This window comes from Nocardia puris (assembly GCF_003315035.1).
Lineage (GTDB): Bacteria > Actinomycetota > Actinomycetes > Mycobacteriales > Mycobacteriaceae > Nocardia > Nocardia puris.
The window spans coordinates 104,642-120,328 of sequence record NZ_QNRE01000010.1 but is presented as its reverse complement, the minus strand read 5'-3'; the positions used below and the strand labels follow the sequence as shown (position 1 = coordinate 120,328).

15 protein-coding genes are annotated in these 15,687 nt (G+C 70.4%); 13 read left to right on the top strand and 2 right to left on the bottom strand.

Translation table 11 applies throughout. The annotated features are described in order from the left end of the window. Window positions 1-201 precede the first annotated feature (201 nt). The gene (thiE, locus tag DFR74_RS23130) at window positions 202-900 is read right to left on the bottom strand and encodes a thiamine phosphate synthase (RefSeq protein ID WP_067511859.1); all 699 of its coding nucleotides are present in this window, start codon (window positions 898-900) and stop codon (window positions 202-204) included. Between the two features lie 53 nt (window positions 901-953). Between thiE and thiO the strand changes: the two genes are divergently transcribed. The 6 genes from thiO to DFR74_RS23100 all read left to right on the top strand — a co-directional run bounded on the left by thiO (window position 954) and on the right by DFR74_RS23100 (window position 6,168). Continuing rightward, window positions 954-2,051: a glycine oxidase ThiO gene (gene thiO, locus DFR74_RS23125; protein ID WP_067511857.1), complete on the top strand. Its 1,098-nt coding sequence runs from the start codon at window positions 954-956 to the stop codon at window positions 2,049-2,051. Next, window positions 2,048-2,266 (top strand): sulfur carrier protein ThiS, encoded by a 219-nt coding sequence (thiS, locus tag DFR74_RS23120; RefSeq protein ID WP_067511855.1) that lies wholly within the window; start codon window positions 2,048-2,050, stop codon window positions 2,264-2,266. Before thiO ends, thiS begins: the two co-directional genes overlap by 4 nt. Beyond that, on the top strand, window positions 2,263-3,030 hold the full coding sequence (gene thiG / locus DFR74_RS23115) for a thiazole synthase (protein ID WP_067511853.1): 768 nt from the start codon (window positions 2,263-2,265) through the stop codon (window positions 3,028-3,030). The genes thiS and thiG overlap by 4 nt, the downstream gene beginning before the upstream one ends. A gap of 112 nt (window positions 3,031-3,142) precedes the next feature. Further along, complete coding sequence (locus tag DFR74_RS23110; RefSeq protein ID WP_067511915.1) at window positions 3,143-4,102, top strand: ABC transporter ATP-binding protein; 960 nt, start codon at window positions 3,143-3,145, stop codon at window positions 4,100-4,102. Next, window positions 4,102-4,902, top strand: a complete 801-nt coding sequence (locus DFR74_RS23105; protein ID WP_067511851.1) for an ABC transporter permease — start codon at window positions 4,102-4,104, stop codon at window positions 4,900-4,902. The genes DFR74_RS23110 and DFR74_RS23105 overlap by 1 nt, the downstream gene beginning before the upstream one ends. A gap of 504 nt (window positions 4,903-5,406) precedes the next feature. Continuing rightward, complete coding sequence (locus tag DFR74_RS23100; RefSeq protein ID WP_067511913.1) at window positions 5,407-6,168, top strand: adenylate/guanylate cyclase domain-containing protein; 762 nt, start codon at window positions 5,407-5,409, stop codon at window positions 6,166-6,168. A 1-nt stretch (window position 6,169) separates the two neighbouring features. On the opposite strand, the gene DFR74_RS36170 is transcribed toward DFR74_RS23100, so the two are convergent. Continuing rightward, window positions 6,170-6,328: a hypothetical protein gene (locus tag DFR74_RS36170; RefSeq protein WP_170160795.1), complete on the bottom strand. Its 159-nt coding sequence runs from the start codon at window positions 6,326-6,328 to the stop codon at window positions 6,170-6,172. Window positions 6,329-6,476: 148 nt separating this feature from the next. On the opposite strand from DFR74_RS36170, the gene DFR74_RS23095 reads away from it, so the two are divergent. The 7 genes from DFR74_RS23095 to DFR74_RS23065 all read left to right on the top strand — a co-directional run bounded on the left by DFR74_RS23095 (window position 6,477) and on the right by DFR74_RS23065 (window position 15,589). After that, window positions 6,477-8,192, top strand: coding sequence for an acyclic terpene utilization AtuA family protein (locus DFR74_RS23095; protein ID WP_067511849.1), 1,716 nt, complete (start codon window positions 6,477-6,479; stop codon window positions 8,190-8,192). Then, on the top strand, window positions 8,189-9,349 hold the full coding sequence (locus tag DFR74_RS23090; RefSeq protein ID WP_067511847.1) for an acyl-CoA dehydrogenase family protein: 1,161 nt from the start codon (window positions 8,189-8,191) through the stop codon (window positions 9,347-9,349). The genes DFR74_RS23095 and DFR74_RS23090 overlap by 4 nt, the downstream gene beginning before the upstream one ends. Continuing rightward, window positions 9,346-10,944 carry an acyl-CoA carboxylase subunit beta gene (locus DFR74_RS23085; protein ID WP_067511845.1) on the top strand — a complete coding sequence of 533 codons (1,599 nt, stop codon included), beginning with the start codon at window positions 9,346-9,348 and terminating at the stop codon, window positions 10,942-10,944. The genes DFR74_RS23090 and DFR74_RS23085 overlap by 4 nt, the downstream gene beginning before the upstream one ends. A gap of 8 nt (window positions 10,945-10,952) precedes the next feature. Further along, on the top strand, window positions 10,953-12,959 hold the full coding sequence (locus DFR74_RS23080) for an ATP-binding protein (RefSeq protein ID WP_067511843.1): 2,007 nt from the start codon (window positions 10,953-10,955) through the stop codon (window positions 12,957-12,959). A gap of 4 nt (window positions 12,960-12,963) precedes the next feature. After that, window positions 12,964-14,124 (top strand): acyl-CoA dehydrogenase family protein, encoded by a 1,161-nt coding sequence (locus DFR74_RS23075; protein WP_067511840.1) that lies wholly within the window; start codon window positions 12,964-12,966, stop codon window positions 14,122-14,124. Between the two features lie 62 nt (window positions 14,125-14,186). Further along, window positions 14,187-14,969, top strand: a complete 783-nt coding sequence (locus tag DFR74_RS23070) for an enoyl-CoA hydratase family protein (RefSeq protein ID WP_067511838.1) — start codon at window positions 14,187-14,189, stop codon at window positions 14,967-14,969. Between the two features lie 5 nt (window positions 14,970-14,974). Next, complete coding sequence (locus DFR74_RS23065; protein WP_067511836.1) at window positions 14,975-15,589, top strand: TetR/AcrR family transcriptional regulator; 615 nt, start codon at window positions 14,975-14,977, stop codon at window positions 15,587-15,589. Window positions 15,590-15,687: the final 98 nt, after the last annotated feature.

Sequence of the window (15,687 nt, the reverse complement as noted above, 5' to 3'; positions counted from 1 at the left end):
GCACGAAAACGGGGTGGGCACACCGGTATCGGCGGCGATCCGGCGTGCCCGCCCGCACCGTCAGCACTCACTCGACCGCCCGCGCGTCACCGTGGGCGGCGGCTCCGGATACCGCGTCACCCCCGTTCGTGTCGGCCGGGAGACGTGCGACTCGATGCGCCGCGCCGTCACATCCGGATCGAAGGCAGCCGCCGGAGCGTCTCACCCCTTGGCAAGCAGGGCCGTCTTCAACTCCCGGGCCGCGGCTTCCGGGTCGCGCGCTTCGGTGATCGCGCGCACCACGACGATCCGTTCCGCCCCCGCGGCCAGCACGTCCCGGACGCGTTCGTGATCGATGCCGCCGATGGCGAACCAGGGGCGGGTTGGGTGGGAGTCGGCGGTGGAGCGCACCAGGTCCAGGCCGGCGGCCTGACGGCCGGGTTTGGTGGGGGTGGACCAGACGGGGCCGGTGCAGAAGTAGTCGATGTGCTCGTCGATGGCGGCGAGGCCGGCTTGCGCGCGGCTGTGGGTGGAGCGGCCGATCACCACGTCGGGGCCGAGGATGCGGCGCGCGTACCAGGGCGGCAGGTCACCCTGGCCCAGGTGCAGCACGTCGGCGCCGGCGGCGAGCGCGATATCGGCGCGGTCGTTCACCGCGACCAGCCCGCCGTGCCTGCGCGCGGCCGCCTTCAGTTCGGCCAGCGCGCCCAGCTCGGCCTTGGCCTCCAGCGGGCCGAACTTGGCCTCGCCCGGCGAGCCCTTGTCCCGCAGCTGGATGATGTCCACCCCGCCCGCGAACGCCGCCTCGGCGAACTTGGCCAGATCGCCTTTGTCACGCCTGGCGTCGGTGCACAGGTACAGCCGCGCGGTGGCCAGGCGATCCCGCGGTGGCAGCGGCCGGTTGTGGTGGGAGGGTTGCACGCCTTCGACGGTAGCCGCGCTACCGTGGGGAGCGAAACAGGAGGTTGGTTGACATGCGCACTGTCGCCGTCGTCGGTGGCGGCGCCATCGGTATGGCGGTGGCGTGGCGGGCGGCCGAGGCGGGCCGGCGGGTGACGCTGTTCGACCCGGCCACCGGCTCCGGCGCCTCCTGGGTTGCCGGCGGTATGCTCGCCCCCCTCTCGGAGGGCTGGCCGGGGGAGGACCGCGTCCTCGCCTTCGGCGCCGCGTCGCTGGCGCGCTGGCCCGGGTTCGCCGCGCGTCTGGCCGAGGTGACGGGCCTCGAGGTCGTCGTCGCCGACGAGACCCTCACCGTCGCGCTGGACGGTGCCGACGCCGCCGATCTGCGCACCGTCGCCGAGTGGGTGGGCGAACGCGGTCACGACATGCGGTTGCTGGACCGCGCGGGCGTTCGCGCGCTCGAACCCGCCTTGGCCCGCACCGTCCGCGCCGGGCTGCTCGCCCCCGCCGAACCGGCCGTCGATAACCGCCGGTTACTGGAGGCGCTGAAAGCGGCCTGCGCGGCCGCCGGCGTCGAGATCCGCGCCGAGCGGGTCACCGCGCTCGCGGATCTGCCCCACGACCGGGTGGTGCTCGCGGCGGGCGCCGCCTCGGCGCGGCTGTGGCCGGACCTGCCGGTGCGTCCGGTCAAGGGCGAGATCCTGCGCCTGCGGCACCGGCCGGGCGCGGCGCCGGCGCCGCGCCGGGTGATCCGCGCCAGGGTGCATGGCAGGCCGGTGTACCTGGTGCCGCGCGGCGACGGAATCGTCGTCGGCGCAACGCAATACGAAGCGGGCTTCGACACCGCCGTCACCGTGGCCGGCGTGCGCGACCTGATCGCCGACGCCGAGGCCGTGCTGCCCGGCATCGGCGAGTACGAATTGGCGGAGGCCGCGGCGGGTTCCAGGCCGGGCAGCCCCGACAACCTGCCGCTGATCGGCCCGCTCTCCGAGCGCGTGATCGCCGCCACCGGCCACGGCCGCAACGGCATGCTCACCACGCCGCTCACCGCCGACGCGGTGCTGGCGCTGCTGGACGGCGAAACGCTGCCCGAGGCGCGCGACGCGCTCCCGCAACGCTTATCGGCGACGCCGGCCGCGTCGTCCCCATCCATCGCAGGAGGAGTTCGATGACCGCGACATCCATCCCCATCGGCGTCACCGTCAACGGCGCCGACCACGAGTTCGCCGAACCGCTCACCGTGCGAGAACTGCTGGCCCGCCTCGAGCTGCCCTGCCAGGGCGTCGCGCTGGCCGTGGACGGCGCGGTGTTCCCGAAGTCGCGTTGGGACGAGCCGGTCGGGCGTGGCTGGACCATCGAGGTGCTCACCGCGGTGCAGGGCGGATGACGGCCACCGAACTCGAGCCGCTGCGCATCGCCGACCGGGAATTCGGCTCCCGGCTCATCATGGGCACCGGCGGCGCGGAGAGCCTGTCGGTGCTGGAGGAGGCGCTGGTCGCCTCGGGCACCGAACTCACCACCGTCGCCATGCGCCGCATCGACGCCGCGGGCGGCACGGGCGTGCTGGACCTGCTCAAACGGCTCGACATCACGCCGCTGCCCAACACCGCGGGCTGTCGCACGGCCGCCGAGGCGGTGCTCACCGCGCAGCTGGCGGCCGAGGCCCTCGACACCAACTGGGTGAAGCTCGAGGTCGTCGCCGACGAGCGCACCCTGCTGCCCGATCCGGTCGAATTGCTCAGCGCCGCCGAACAATTGGTCGACGAGGGCTTCGTGGTGCTGCCGTACACCAACGACGATCCGATCCTGGCGCGCCGGCTAGAGGAGGCCGGATGCGCGGCCGTCATGCCGCTGGGCGCGCCCATCGGCACCGGCTTGGGCATCGGCAATCCGCACAATATCGAGATGATCGTGTCGGGCGCGCGGGTGCCGGTGATCCTGGACGCGGGCATCGGCACCGCCAGCGACGCGGCCCTGGCCATGGAACTCGGATGCGCGGCCGTGCTGCTGGCCACCGCCGTCACCCGGGCCAAGGAGCCCGCCCTGATGGCGGCCGCCATGGCCGACGCCGTGCGCGCCGGCCTGCTGGCGCGGCGCGCGGGCCGCATCCCCAAGCGTTTCTGGGCGCAGGCCTCCTCGCCCGCCAGGTGACCCCGAGGGGTACTTCCGGAGGACCCCGGCGGGGGAAGTCATCCTCGAGGATGACCGAAAACGACACCTAGTAGTGACGCGAACGCCGGGAATTTGCGGAATGCTGGACGCCATGATCGAACTGAGGGGCCTGACCAAGCATTATGGCCGGACCGCCGCGGTTCAGGATCTGACCTTCACCGTTCGCCCCGGACAGGTGACGGGCTTCCTGGGACCGAACGGCGCGGGTAAGTCGACGACGATGCGGATGATCCTCGGGCTGGACAAGCCCACCGCGGGCACCGCCTTGATCGAGGGCAAGCAGTATCACGAGCTGGACCATCCGCTGCGGACGGTCGGCTCGCTGCTGGACGCCAAGTGGGTGCATCCCAACCGCTCGGCGCGCGCCCACCTGCAGTGGATGGCCGCCTCCAACGGCATCCCCAAGTCCCGCGTGGACGAGGTGCTGCGGCTGGTGGGCCTGTCCGAGGTGGCGGGACGCAACGCGGGCGGGTTCTCGCTCGGCATGTCCCAGCGCCTCGGCCTGGCCGGCGCGCTGCTCGGCGATCCGAAGGTGCTGCTCTTCGACGAGCCGGTCAACGGCCTCGACCCCGAGGGCATCCTGTGGATCCGCCGGTTCATGCAGCGTCTGGCGGCCGAGGGCCGCACGGTGCTGGTGTCGAGCCACCTGCTCTCGGAGATGGCGCAGACCGCCGAACACCTGGTGGTGATCGGGCGCGGTCAGCTGATCTCCGACTCCACCACCACCGAGTTCATCGAGAAGGCCTCCGAACAGTCGGTGCGGGTGCGCAGCCCGCAACTGGACCAGCTGCGCAGCTTGCTCACCTCCAACGGCATGACCGTGCGCGAGGACGGCGCGGGCGCCGAGGGCCCCGCGCTGCTGGTGGCCAACGTCCCCAGCGACGCCGTCGGCAAACTGGCCGCGGCCAACGACATCACCCTGTTCGAGCTCTCCCCGCAGCGCGCCTCGCTGGAGGAGGCGTTCATGCGGATGACCGGCGGCGCGGTGCAGTACCACGGTGAAGGCATGGACGACCCGGCGGCGGCCGTGGCGATGGGAGGTGCGCTCTGATGGGCGTCTTGGCGGCGGAACGTATCAAACTGACCTCGACCAGGTCGCCGTGGTGGGGCACGGCGCTGGCCATCGTGTTCTCCCTCGGCATCACCGCGTTGTTCGCCCTGCTGCTCAACGTGTCGATGAACGCCTACAAGGAGAATCCGCAGGATTTCCCGGAGGCGCCGTACGCGGAGAACGCGCTGGCGGGCCTCGGCATCACCGGCGCGGCGGGCATGCCCGGCTTCGGCTACATCCTGATCATGATCCTGGCCGCGCTGGCGGTGACGAGCGAGTACCGCTTCGGCACCATCCGCGCCACCTTCCTCGCCGTCCCGCACCGCGCGTCGGTGCTGGTCACCAAGGCGGGCATGATCGCGGTGGGCGCCGCGGTGCTCTCGGCGATCCTGACCTTCCTGAGCTTCCTCATCCTGCGGGCGGTGACCGACGCGGAGGTGGGCGGCAGGCTCAGCCTCACCGACGGTGACCTCACGGTGTTCTACGGCGTGCCGATCTTCATCGCGCTGGCGGTGTTCCTGGCCGTCGCGGTGGGTGCGCTGGTACGCCAGTCGGCGGGCGCGCTGTCGCTGCTGATCGTGTGGCCGGTGCTGATCGAGCCGATCATCGGCGCGTTCGGCCGGTGGGGCCGGGAGATCCAGGTGTTCCTGCCCTTCCAGAACGCCAACCGGTTCCTCGGCTTGGAGAACCCCGATCTGCCCTGGCACTGGGGCCCGTGGCCCGCCCTGTTCTACTTCGCGGCCTTCGTCGCCGTGATCTTCGGCGCCGCGCTCTACGTGGTGAACAAGCGCGACGCCTGACCCGAAGATCTACCCGAGTTGCCCTCCCTCGCCACTCGGGTACCAGGGAAGCGACCTTGTCGGGAGGTCCGCGACCCCGAGGCACCGCCCCGCCACTGCCCGGCGGAGGTGCCGACCACCGGCCCGGTGCGTGAAGAACAATCCCCCTTCCGCACCGGGCCGGTTGGTGTCTGTGACGCAGGACACCACGGCGTGAGAGCTTCCGGACGGTAGCATCACTGGCAGCAACCAATGCGCTATCCATCGGCGGGCCCAAAGAGGCGGCCGCTCCGTCCGATCGAGGGGTGCACAGTGGCGATCATGAGTAATCAGCCGACCGCCCGACCGCTGAGATACGCTCGGGGCGTGAGCGATACACCTTCCGGCGGTCCCGAATCGGGACCGCGGCCGGAGGACAACGGGGGCGCGGCGCCCGAGGTGGTGATTCCCTTGGTGCCCGCGGACGAGGCGAGCGAAACGCGCGGACCCGGACGGGTTTTCCGCAAAGAGCAGTTCTCGGCGCTGATGAACGCCGCCAACCAGCGGCCCGACTTCATCGGGGTGCTGCGCAAGGCGCGCGAACAGCTGCCGGGCGACCCTTCCTTCGGCGATCCGCTGTCGGTGTCCGGGCCGGGTGGCGCGCGCGCCGTCGCGCGGGCCGCCGACAAGCTGGTCGGCGACACCCCCAGCGCGGCCCGCGAGATCGGTTTCGGCGCGCTGCAGGTGTGGCAGGCGATGCTGGAGCGAGTCGGCCGCGGAAAAGGTAGCCAGGAAGTAACCATCATGTTCACCGATCTGGTGGCCTTCTCCAGCTGGTCGCTGTCCGCCGGTGACGAGGTGACCCTCGAGCTGTTGCGCGAGGTGGCCAAGGCCATCGAGCCGCCGATCGAACGCCGCGGCCAGGTGGTCAAGCGGATGGGCGACGGCGTGATGGCGGTGTTCCCGTCGGCCGAGCGCGCGGTGCGCGCCGCCCTGCAGGCCAAGGAGAATCTCGCCGAGGTGAACGTGCGCGGCTACCGCCCCAAGATGCGCGTCGGCCTGCACACCGGGTCGCCCCGCGAGATCGGCGGCGACTGGCTGGGCGTGGACGTGACGGTGGCGGCCCGCGTCATGGAGGCGGGCGGCAACGGCAACACCATGATCTCCGACGCCACCCTGCGCGCGCTGCCCCCGGAAACCCTCGAGGAGCTGGGCGTCTCGGTGAAGCCCTACCGGCGCAGTTTCTTCGCCGCCCCGCTCAGCGGCGTCCCGGAAGACCTGCGTATCTTCCGGCTCACGAAGGCCTGAGCTACGACAGGCCCCACACGAGCGCGCCGGCGACGGCCAGCAGCCCGCAGGAGGCGAGGCCGATCGCGACCGGGCGCGCCGTCTTCCACATCGAATACGCACCGCCCAGCAGGAATCCGGCGAGGGCGAGCAGCACGATCATGGTCACGTCGGTCGACATACACCCATTCTGCCGTGCCCCGGATGCCGGGGATTTACCGGGCCTGACCTGCGCGGATATTTAACAAGCACGCGCGCTTGATTTTTTCTTGCCCGCGTGTGATCCTGGGTCGGAACGTGATGTCCACCGCACAGGAGGCACCCGGCAGATGGGTAGATTGGGCGCCGATCCGGACCTGATCAGGATCGGCAACTGTTCCGGCTTCTACGGGGACCGGCTCTCCGCGATGCGCGAGATGCTCGAGGGCGGGGAACTCGACGTGCTCACCGGCGACTACCTCGCCGAGCTGACCATGCTGATCCTCGGGCGCGACCGGATGAAGGACCCGAGCCTCGGCTACGCGAAGACCTTCGTCAAGCAGATCGAGGACTGTCTCGGACTCGCGCTGGAACGCAACGTGCAGATCGTCGCGAACGCCGGCGGGCTGAATCCGGCCGGTCTCGCCGAACGGCTGCGCAAGGTCGCCGCCGACCTCGGACTGGACGCCAAGGTCGCCCACGTCGAGGGTGACGATCTGCTCTCGCGCGCAGGCGAACTCGGGCTCGGCGCGCCGCTCACCGCGAACGCCTACCTGGGCGCGTGGGGCATCGTCGAGTGCCTGAACGCCGGCGCCGACATCGTGGTCACCGGCCGCGTCACCGACGCCTCGGTGATCGTGGGCCCGGCCGCCGCCCACTTCGGCTGGGGCCGAACCGAGTACGACAGCCTGGCCGGTGCGGTGGTGGCGGGCCACGTGATCGAGTGCAGCACCCAGGCCACCGGCGGCAACTTCGCCTTCTTCACCGAACTGCCCGAGCTGGGCAGGCCCGGCTTCCCGATCGCCGAGATCCGCCGCGACGGGTCCAGCGTCATCACCAAGCACGAGGGCACCGGCGGCGCCGTCACCGTCGACACGGTCGAGGCCCAGCTCATGTACGAGATCCAGGGCCCGCGCTACGCGGGGCCCGACGTCACCGCCCGCCTGGACACCATCCGCCTCACCCAGGAGGCGCCCGACCGCGTGCGCATCAGCGGGGTGCGGGGCGAGGCGCCGCCGCCGACGCTGAAGGTCTCGCTCAACACCCTCGGCGGCTTCCGCAACGAGATGGAGTTCGTGCTCACCGGACTCGACATCGAGGCCAAAGCCGCACTGGCGCAACGACAGCTGGAGTCCTGGCTGCCCGTCCGCCCGGCCGAGCTGGAGTGGACGCTGGCGCGCCTGGACCGCCCGGACGCCGAGACCGAGGAACAGGCCAGCGCCCTGCTGCGCTGCGTGGTCCGCGATCCCGATCCGAACAAGGTGGGGCGCGCGTTCTCCAGCGTCGCGGTGGAACTGGCCCTGGCCAGCTACCCGGGGTGCAGCTTCACGACCTTGCCGGGCAACGGTTCTCCGTACGGCGTGTTCAGCCCCGGCTTCGTGGACGCCGCCGAGGTGCCGCACACGGCGGTGCTGCCCGACGGATCTCGAATCGCCGTTGCGCAGGCATCGGAAACCGCAGCGCTGGAAGAGGTTCCGCCTCCCGATCTGCCGGAGCCGTTGCCCGCCAGGGAAACCCGCCGCGTGCCGCTGGGCACCCTCGCGCTGGCGCGCAGCGGCGACAAGGGCGGCGACGCCAATATCGGCGTGTGGGTCCGCACCGACGACCAATGGCGCTGGCTGGTGCACGAACTCACCGTGGACCGACTCCAGGAGCTGCTGCCCGAGACGGCCGCGCTCACCGTCACCCGCCACGTGCTGCCCAATCTGCGCGCGGTGAACTTCCTCGTTTCCGGCCTGCTCGGCCAGGGCGTGGCCTACCAGGCCCGCTTCGATCCGCAGGCCAAGGGGCTCGGCGAATGGCTGCGCTCCCGCCACCTCGACATCCCCGTGGAGTTGCTCTCATGACCACTGCCGTCAGTCCGTGGAACACCCCGGAGCGGCGCGAATTGCGCGCCACCGTCCGCGGTTTCGCCGAACGCGAAGTGCTGCCCTACCTCGCCGACTGGGAGCGCGAGGGCGAACTGCCGCGCGAACTCCACAAGAAGGCGGGCGCACTGGGCCTGCTCGGCATCCAGTTCCCCGAATCGGTGGGCGGCGCGGGTGGCGACGGCATCGACGCCATGATCGTGTGCGAGGAACTGCACGAGGCGGGCGGTTCGGGCGGCCTGTTCGCCTCGCTGTTCACCTGCGGGATCGCGGTGCCGCACATCATCGCCTCCGGCAACGAGGACCTGATCGAGCGCTTCGTGCGTCCCACCCTCGTGGGCGAGAAGATCGGGTCGCTGGCCATCACCGAACCGGGCGGCGGCTCCGACGTGGGCCACCTCACCACCACCGCGCGCCGCGAGGGCGACCACTACATCGTCAACGGCGCCAAGACCTACATCACCTCCGGCGTGCGCGCCGACTACGTGGTGACCGCCGTGCGCACCGGCGGGCCCGGCTCCTCGGGCATCTCGCTGCTGGTGGTGGAGAAGGGCACGCCCGGCTTCACCGTCAGCCGCAAGCTGGACAAGATGGGCTGGCGCTGCTCCGACACCGCCGAACTGTCCTACGTGGACGTGCGGGTGCCGGTGGAAAACCTGGTGGGACAAGAGAATACGGGTTTCTACCAGATCGCGGCCGCCTTCGTCAGCGAGCGCGTCGGGCTGGCGGTGCAGGCGTACTCGCAGGCCCAGCGCTGCCTGGACCTCACCCTGGACTGGGTGCGCAACCGCGAGACCTTCGGGCGCCCGCTGATCAGCCGCCAGTCCGTGCAGAACACGGTGACCGAGATGGCGCGGCGCATCGACGTGGCCCGCGTCTACACCCGCGAGGTCGCGCGGCGCGCGGCCGAGGGCGAGACCGATCTGATCGCCGAGGTGTGCTTCGCCAAGAACACCGCCGTCGAGGCGGGCGAATGGGTGGCCAACCAGGCCGTGCAGCTGTTCGGCGGGCTCGGGTACATGAGCGAGTCCGAAGTCGAGCGCCAGTACCGCGACATCCGCATCATCGGGATCGGCGGCGGCACCACCGAGATCCTCACCGGCCTGGCCGCGAAGCGATTGGGGTACCAGTCATGACCACACTGCGCAGCACGCTCGACAGCGGCTCGCCCGAATACGGTGCGGCGGCCGAGGCGATGAACACCAAGCTCGCCGAGATCGAGGCCGAGTTCGAGAAGAACGTGGGCGGCGGCGGTCCGGAGAAGATGGCGCGACATCGCAAGCGCGGCAAGCTGACCGCGCGCGAGCGCATCGAACTGCTCATCGACGAGGACTCGCCGTTCCTGGAGCTGTGCCCGCTGGCCGCGTGGGGCAGCGATTTCCACGTGGGCGCCAGCGTGATCGCGGGCATCGGCATCGTGGAGGGCGTCGAATGCATGATCGTCGCGCCCGATCCCACGGTGCGCGGCGGCACCTCGAATCCGTGGACGCTGCGCAAGAACCTGCGCATGAACGACATCGCCATGGAGAACCGGTTGCCGGTGATCGGCCTGGTCGAATCCGGTGGAGCCGACTTGCCCACGCAGAAAGAGGTTTTCGTCCCCGGCGGGCGCATGTTCCGCGATCTGACGAAGCTGTCGGCGATGGGCATCCCGACGATCGCGCTGGTGTTCGGCAACTCCACGGCGGGCGGCGCGTACGTGCCCGGCATGTCCGATTACACGGTCATGATCAAGGAGCGCTCCAAGGTGTTCCTCGGCGGTCCGCCGCTGGTGAAGATGGCGACCGGTGAAGAGTCCGACGACGAATCCCTGGGCGGCGCCGAAATGCATGCCCGCACTTCGGGTCTGGCCGACTACCTGGCCGCCGACGAGCACGACGCGATTCGCATCGGACGCTCGATCGTCAAGCGGCTCAACTGGCGCAAACAGGGTCCCGCGCCGCGCGCCGAGGTGATCGAGCCGCTGTACGACCAGGAAGAACTGCTCGGCATCGTGCCCTCGGATCTGAAGATCCCGTTCGATCCGCGCGAGGTGGTCGCGCGCGTGGTGGACGGCTCCGATTTCGACGAGTTCAAACCGCTCTACGGCTCCAGCCTGGTGACGGGATGGGCGGAGCTGCACGGCTATCCGGTCGGCATCCTGGCCAACGCGCGCGGCGTGCTGTTCTCCGAGGAGGCGCAGAAGGCGGCGCAGTTCATCCAGCTGGCCAACCAGTCGAACACGCCGCTGTTGTTCCTGCACAACACCACCGGCTACATGGTCGGCAAGGAGTTCGAGCAGAAGGGCATCATCAAGCACGGCGCGATGATGATCAACGCGGTGTCGAATTCGAAGGTGCCGCACATCTCGCTGCTGATGGGCGCCTCCTACGGCGCGGGCCACTACGGCATGTGCGGGCGCGCCTACGATCCGCGCTTCGTGTTCGCTTGGCCCAGTGCGAAATCCGCCGTCATGGGCGGCGCGCAGCTGGCCGGCGTCATCTCCATCGTGAGCCGGGCCGCCTCCGAGGCGAAGGGCGTGCCGTTCAACGAGGAGGCCGACGCCGGGATGCGCGCGATGATCGAGGCGCAGATCGAGGCCGAGTCGCTGCCGATGTTCATGTCGGGCCGCCTCTACGACGACGGCGTGATCGACCCGCGCGACACCCGCACGGTGTTGGGGATGGCGCTCTCGGCCATCCACAACTCCCCGATCAAGGGCGCCGAGGGCTTCGGCGTCTTCCGGATGTGAGGCCCAGCATGGAGATCTCGAACGTTCTGGTCGCCAATCGCGGTGAGATCGCGCGGCGCGTGTTCGCGACGTGCCGCCGGTCCGGACTGGGCACCGTCGCCGTGTACTCCGACGCGGACGCCGCCTCGCCCCACGTCGCCGAGGCCGACGCCGCCGTGCGGCTGCCGGGCAACACCCCGGCCGAAACCTACCTGCGCGGTGAGCTGATCATCGAGGCCGCGCTCTCGGCGGGCGCCGACGCCATCCACCCCGGCTACGGATTCCTTTCCGAGAACGCCGAATTCGCGCGCGCCGTGCAGGCGGCCGGGCTGGTGTGGATCGGTCCGCCGGTCGAGGCGATCGAGCAGATGGGTTCCAAGGTCGCGTCCAAGAAGATGATGGACGCCGCCGGTGTGCCGGTGCTGGCCGAACTCGACCCGGCCGAGGTCACCGCGGCGCACCTGCCGGTGCTCATCAAGGCGTCGGCCGGTGGCGGCGGGCGCGGGATGCGCGTGGTGCGCGAGCTGGCCGATCTGGAACCGCAGATCGAAGCCGCGCGCCGCGAGGCGGAGTCGGCATTCGGCGATCCGACCGTGTTCTGCGAGCGCTATCTGGAGACCGGCCGGCACATCGAAGTGCAGGTCATGGCCGATACGCACGGCACCATCTGGGCGGTCGGCGAGCGCGAGTGCTCGATTCAGCGGCGGCATCAGAAGGTGGTGGAGGAGGCGCCTTCTCCGCTCGTGGAACGTGTGGACGGCATGCGCGCAAGGCTTTTCGAGGCCGCCAAGCTGGCCGCCGGCGCGATCGGGTACACCGGCGCGGGCACGGTCGAGTTCCTGGCCGACGAGCAGGGCGAGTTCTTCTTCCTGGAGATGAACACCCGTCTCCAGGTGGAACATCCGGTCACCGAGCTCACCACCGGTCTGGATCTCGTTCGCCTGCAACTGGATGTCGCGAACGGCGCGGCGCTGCCCGCCGAACCGCCCGCCCTGCGCGGGCATTCGATCGAGGTGCGCCTCTACGCCGAGGACCCCGCGCACGACTGGCAGCCGCAGAGCGGCACCGTGCATCGGCTCGAGATCCCCTCGGTCGCCGCCGAATTCGATCTGATCGACCGCGCGGGCGTGCGCCTGGACACCGGTGTGGTGGACGGTTCGGTCGTCGGCGTGCACTACGACCCGATGCTGTCGAAGGTCATCTCCTACGCCGAGACCCGCACCGAGGCGGCCCGGCTGCTGGCGTCGGCGTTGCGGCGGGCGCGCATCCACGGACTGGTCACCAACCGCGACCTGCTGGTGCGGGTGCTGACGCACCCGGCGTTCCTGGCGGGTGACACCGACACCGCCTTCTTCGAAACCCACGGGCTGGCAGCGCTTTCCGAGCCACTGGTCTTCGAGGGCGACGAGAAGTTGTCGATCGTCGCGGCGGCGCTGGCCGATGCCGCGGCGAACCGGGTGAAGGCGCGCGTCGGCGCAGGCCTGCCGAGCGGATGGCGCAACCTGCCCTCGCAGTCGCAGCGCAAGTCCTACGAGAGCCGCGCCAGCGGCGTGCACGAGATCGGTTACCGGTTCACGCGTTCCGGCGTCACCGTGGACGGGCACGAGGGGCTGGCACTGCTCGAGCTCGGCCCGGACCGGGTGGTGCTGGCGGTGCCGGGCGAGCGCGGGCCCGTGCGGCGCGCGTTCACCGTCGCCCGCTACGACGATCTGGTGTGCGTGGATTCACCGCTCGGCCCGGTGTCGGTGCGCAGGCTGCCGCGGTTCAGCGATCCGTCGGCGCAGCTCGCGACCGGTTCGCTGCTGGCGCCCATGCCCGGCAGCGTGATCCGGCTCGGCGCGCAGGAGGGCGACCGCGTGACGGCGGGCCAGCCGATCCTGTGGCTGGAGGCGATGAAGATGGAGCACACCATCGCCGCGCCCACCGACGGCGTGCTCAGCGCGCTCAACGTGACCGTCGGCCACCAGGTCGACATAGGGGCCGTCCTCGCCGTCGTCGAACCGGACGACGCGGCCAACGAGAACCAGGAGCAGTAGGGACATGAGTTTCATCGAGTCCGACGAGCGCAAGCAGTTGCGCGCGGCGGTGGCCGCGCTGGCCGCCAAGTACACCTACCGCGACTACGTGCTGCCCAAGGCGCGCAAGAACGAGCCGCTCACCGAATTGTGGGACGAGGCGGGCGAACTCGGCTTCCTCGGCGTGAACCTCCCCGAGGAGTACGGTGGCGGCGGCGCGGGCATGTACGAGCTGTCGCTGGTGCTGGAGGAGCTGTCCGCGCAGGGCGCGGGCCTGCTGCTCATGGTCGTGTCGCCGGCCATCTGCGGCACCATCATCACCAAGTTCGGCACCGACGAGCAGAAGCGGGAGTGGCTGCCCAAGCTCGCCGACGGGTCGGCGAAGATGGTCTTCGGCATCACCGAGCCCGACGCCGGGTCCAACTCGCACCAGATCACCACCACCGCCCGCCGTGACGGTGACGACTGGATCCTCAACGGCCGCAAGATCTTCATCTCCGGCGTGGACCAGGCCGAGGCGGTGCTGATCGTCTCGCGCACCGAGGATCACAAGACCGGCAAGCTCAAGCCCGCGCTGTTCATCGTGCCCACCGACGCCCCCGGTTTCACCAAGGTGGCGCAGGAGATGGACATCATCGAGCCCGACCACCAGTACAGCCTGTTCCTCGACGACGTCCGGCTGCCGTCCACGGCGCTGGTCGGCAAGGAGGACGCGGCGCTCATGCAGTTGTTCGCCGGGCTCAACCCGGAGCGGATCATGGGCGCGGCGATGGCCGTCGGCCTGGCCCGCTACGCCATCGACCGGGCCGTCGAATACGCCAAGGAACGCACCGTGTGGAAGACGCCGATCGGTGCGCACCAAGGCATTTCGCATCCCCTCGCGCAGGTGAAGGTGGAGACCGAGCTGGCCAAGCTGATGATGCAGAAGGCCGCGACCCTCTACGACGCGGGCGACGAGATGGGCGCGGCCGAGGCCGCGAACATGGCGAAATACGCGGCGGCCGAGGCCAGTATCAAGGCGCTCGACCAGGCCATCCAGACCCACGGCGGCGCAGGCCTCACCGCCGACTACGGGCTGGCCGCGATGCTGTCGGCGTCCCGCATCGGCCGCATCGCGCCGGTGAGCCGGGAGATGGTGCTGAACTTCGTGGCCCAGTTCTCCCTCGGCCTGCCGAAGTCCTACTGACACAACGGCATCCGTGCGGCGGCGGTCGCACGGATGCCGATCATCCGACAGGAGCTCACCCGATGACCGAGACCTCCACCGCGCCGCTGGTCCGCTCCGAGATCCGCGACGGTTTCGCGGTGCTCACCCTGGACTCCCCGCACAACCGCAACGCGCTGTCCTCGCGGCTGGTCGCCGAGCTGATCGCCGGGCTGGACCAGGCGGCGGGCGACGAACGGGTGCGCGGCATCGTGCTCGCCCACACCGGCAACACCTTCTGCGCCGGCGCGGACCTGAGCGAGGCCAGCGACGCCGATCCGGCGGTGGCGGCCGATCAGCGCACCCGCGTGATGATCGGGGTGCTGCGCCGATTGGTGGAGATCCCCAAGCCGGTGATCGCGCAGGTCGACGGCAACGTGCGTGCCGGTGGCATGGGCATCGTGGCGGCGTGTGACCTGGTGGTGGCGGGGCCGGGCAGTTCGTTCGCGCTGACCGAGGTGCGGATCGGCTTGGCGCCGTTCATGATCTCGCTCACTCTGCTGCCGCGCCTGAATGCGCGCGCCGCGAGCCGGTACTACCTCACCGGGGAGAAGTTCGGCGCCGCGGAGGCCGCCGAGATCGGGCTGGTCACCGTGGTGGCCGACGATCCGGCGGCCGAGGTGGCGCGCCTGTGCGGCGAACTGCGCAAAGGCGCGCCGCAGGGGCTGGCGGAGGCCAAGCGGCTCGTCAACTCCGGCATCCTCGCCGAGTTCGACGCCTCCGCCGAGGAGCTGGCGGTGCGGTCGGCGAGCTTCTTCGGCACCGACCAGGTGCGCGAGGGCATGACGGCCTTCCTGCAGCGCCGTCCGCCGAGCTGGGCAGAATAACCGCCATGGCGACACCCCACGAACCGAAGCAGGACCGCAGCCGAGCCACCCGGCAGCGCCTGCTCGAGGCGACCATCGACTGCCTGGCCTCCATGGGCTGGGCGGCCGCCACGGTCGCCGTGGTCGCCGAGCGGGCGGGGGTGTCGCGCGGCGCGGCCCAGCATCACTTCCCCACCAGGGAAGACCTGATCACCGCGGCGCTGGACTACATGTTCGATTCGCGCATGGCGCAGGCGAAGGCCGAAGCGGCGAGCCTCAGCGCGATCACCCAGGGCGTGGACCGCACCCACGCCGTGGTCACCGGCCTGGTCGAGTCCTACGCGGGCGCCCTGTTCAAGGCGGCGCTACAGGTGTGGACCCACGCCGCCGCCGACCCGGTCCTGCGCGAACGCATCGTCCCGATGGAGGCCCGCTTCGGCCGCATCCAGCACCGCCTCGCCATCGAAGCCCTCGGCGTCGACGACACCGACCCCGTCGTCCACCACCTCGTCCAAGGCACCCTCGATATGGCCCGCGGCCTCGGCCTCGCCAACGTCCTCACCGACGACTCCGCCCGCCGCAAAGACATCGTCCACCAGTGGGCGATCACTTTGCACACCGCCTTGAACAACCCCCACTGACGTTGCACGAGCTGCCCGCGCAGATGAGGGACTGACTGTCCTGGCCATCGCATCGGACGAGCCAGCCGTCGGCAAGCTGAGAGACAACCCGCTGTGCC

Excerpts from the sequence above, each read along its gene's own strand:
- thiG (WP_067511853.1), top strand. The coding sequence starts at position 2,263 with ATGACGGCCACCGAACTCGAGCCGCTGCGCATCGCCGACCGGGAATTC.
- DFR74_RS23065 (WP_067511836.1), top strand. The coding sequence starts at position 14,975 with ATGGCGACACCCCACGAACCGAAGCAGGACCGCAGCCGAGCCACCCGG.
- DFR74_RS23095 (WP_067511849.1), top strand. The coding sequence starts at position 6,477 with ATGGGTAGATTGGGCGCCGATCCGGACCTGATCAGGATCGGCAACTGT.
- DFR74_RS23090 (WP_067511847.1), top strand. The coding sequence starts at position 8,189 with ATGACCACTGCCGTCAGTCCGTGGAACACCCCGGAGCGGCGCGAATTG.
- DFR74_RS23080 (WP_067511843.1), top strand. The coding sequence starts at position 10,953 with ATGGAGATCTCGAACGTTCTGGTCGCCAATCGCGGTGAGATCGCGCGG.
- DFR74_RS23085 (WP_067511845.1), top strand. The coding sequence starts at position 9,346 with ATGACCACACTGCGCAGCACGCTCGACAGCGGCTCGCCCGAATACGGT.
- DFR74_RS23100 (WP_067511913.1), top strand. The coding sequence starts at position 5,407 with ATGAACGCCGCCAACCAGCGGCCCGACTTCATCGGGGTGCTGCGCAAG.
- DFR74_RS23110 (WP_067511915.1), top strand. The coding sequence starts at position 3,143 with ATGATCGAACTGAGGGGCCTGACCAAGCATTATGGCCGGACCGCCGCG.
- DFR74_RS23105 (WP_067511851.1), top strand. The coding sequence starts at position 4,102 with ATGGGCGTCTTGGCGGCGGAACGTATCAAACTGACCTCGACCAGGTCG.
- DFR74_RS23075 (WP_067511840.1), top strand. The coding sequence starts at position 12,964 with ATGAGTTTCATCGAGTCCGACGAGCGCAAGCAGTTGCGCGCGGCGGTG.
- thiO (WP_067511857.1), top strand. The coding sequence starts at position 954 with ATGCGCACTGTCGCCGTCGTCGGTGGCGGCGCCATCGGTATGGCGGTG.
- DFR74_RS23070 (WP_067511838.1), top strand. The coding sequence starts at position 14,187 with ATGACCGAGACCTCCACCGCGCCGCTGGTCCGCTCCGAGATCCGCGAC.
- DFR74_RS36170 (WP_170160795.1), bottom strand. The coding sequence starts at position 6,328 with ATGTCGACCGACGTGACCATGATCGTGCTGCTCGCCCTCGCCGGATTC.
- thiS (WP_067511855.1), top strand. The coding sequence starts at position 2,048 with ATGACCGCGACATCCATCCCCATCGGCGTCACCGTCAACGGCGCCGAC.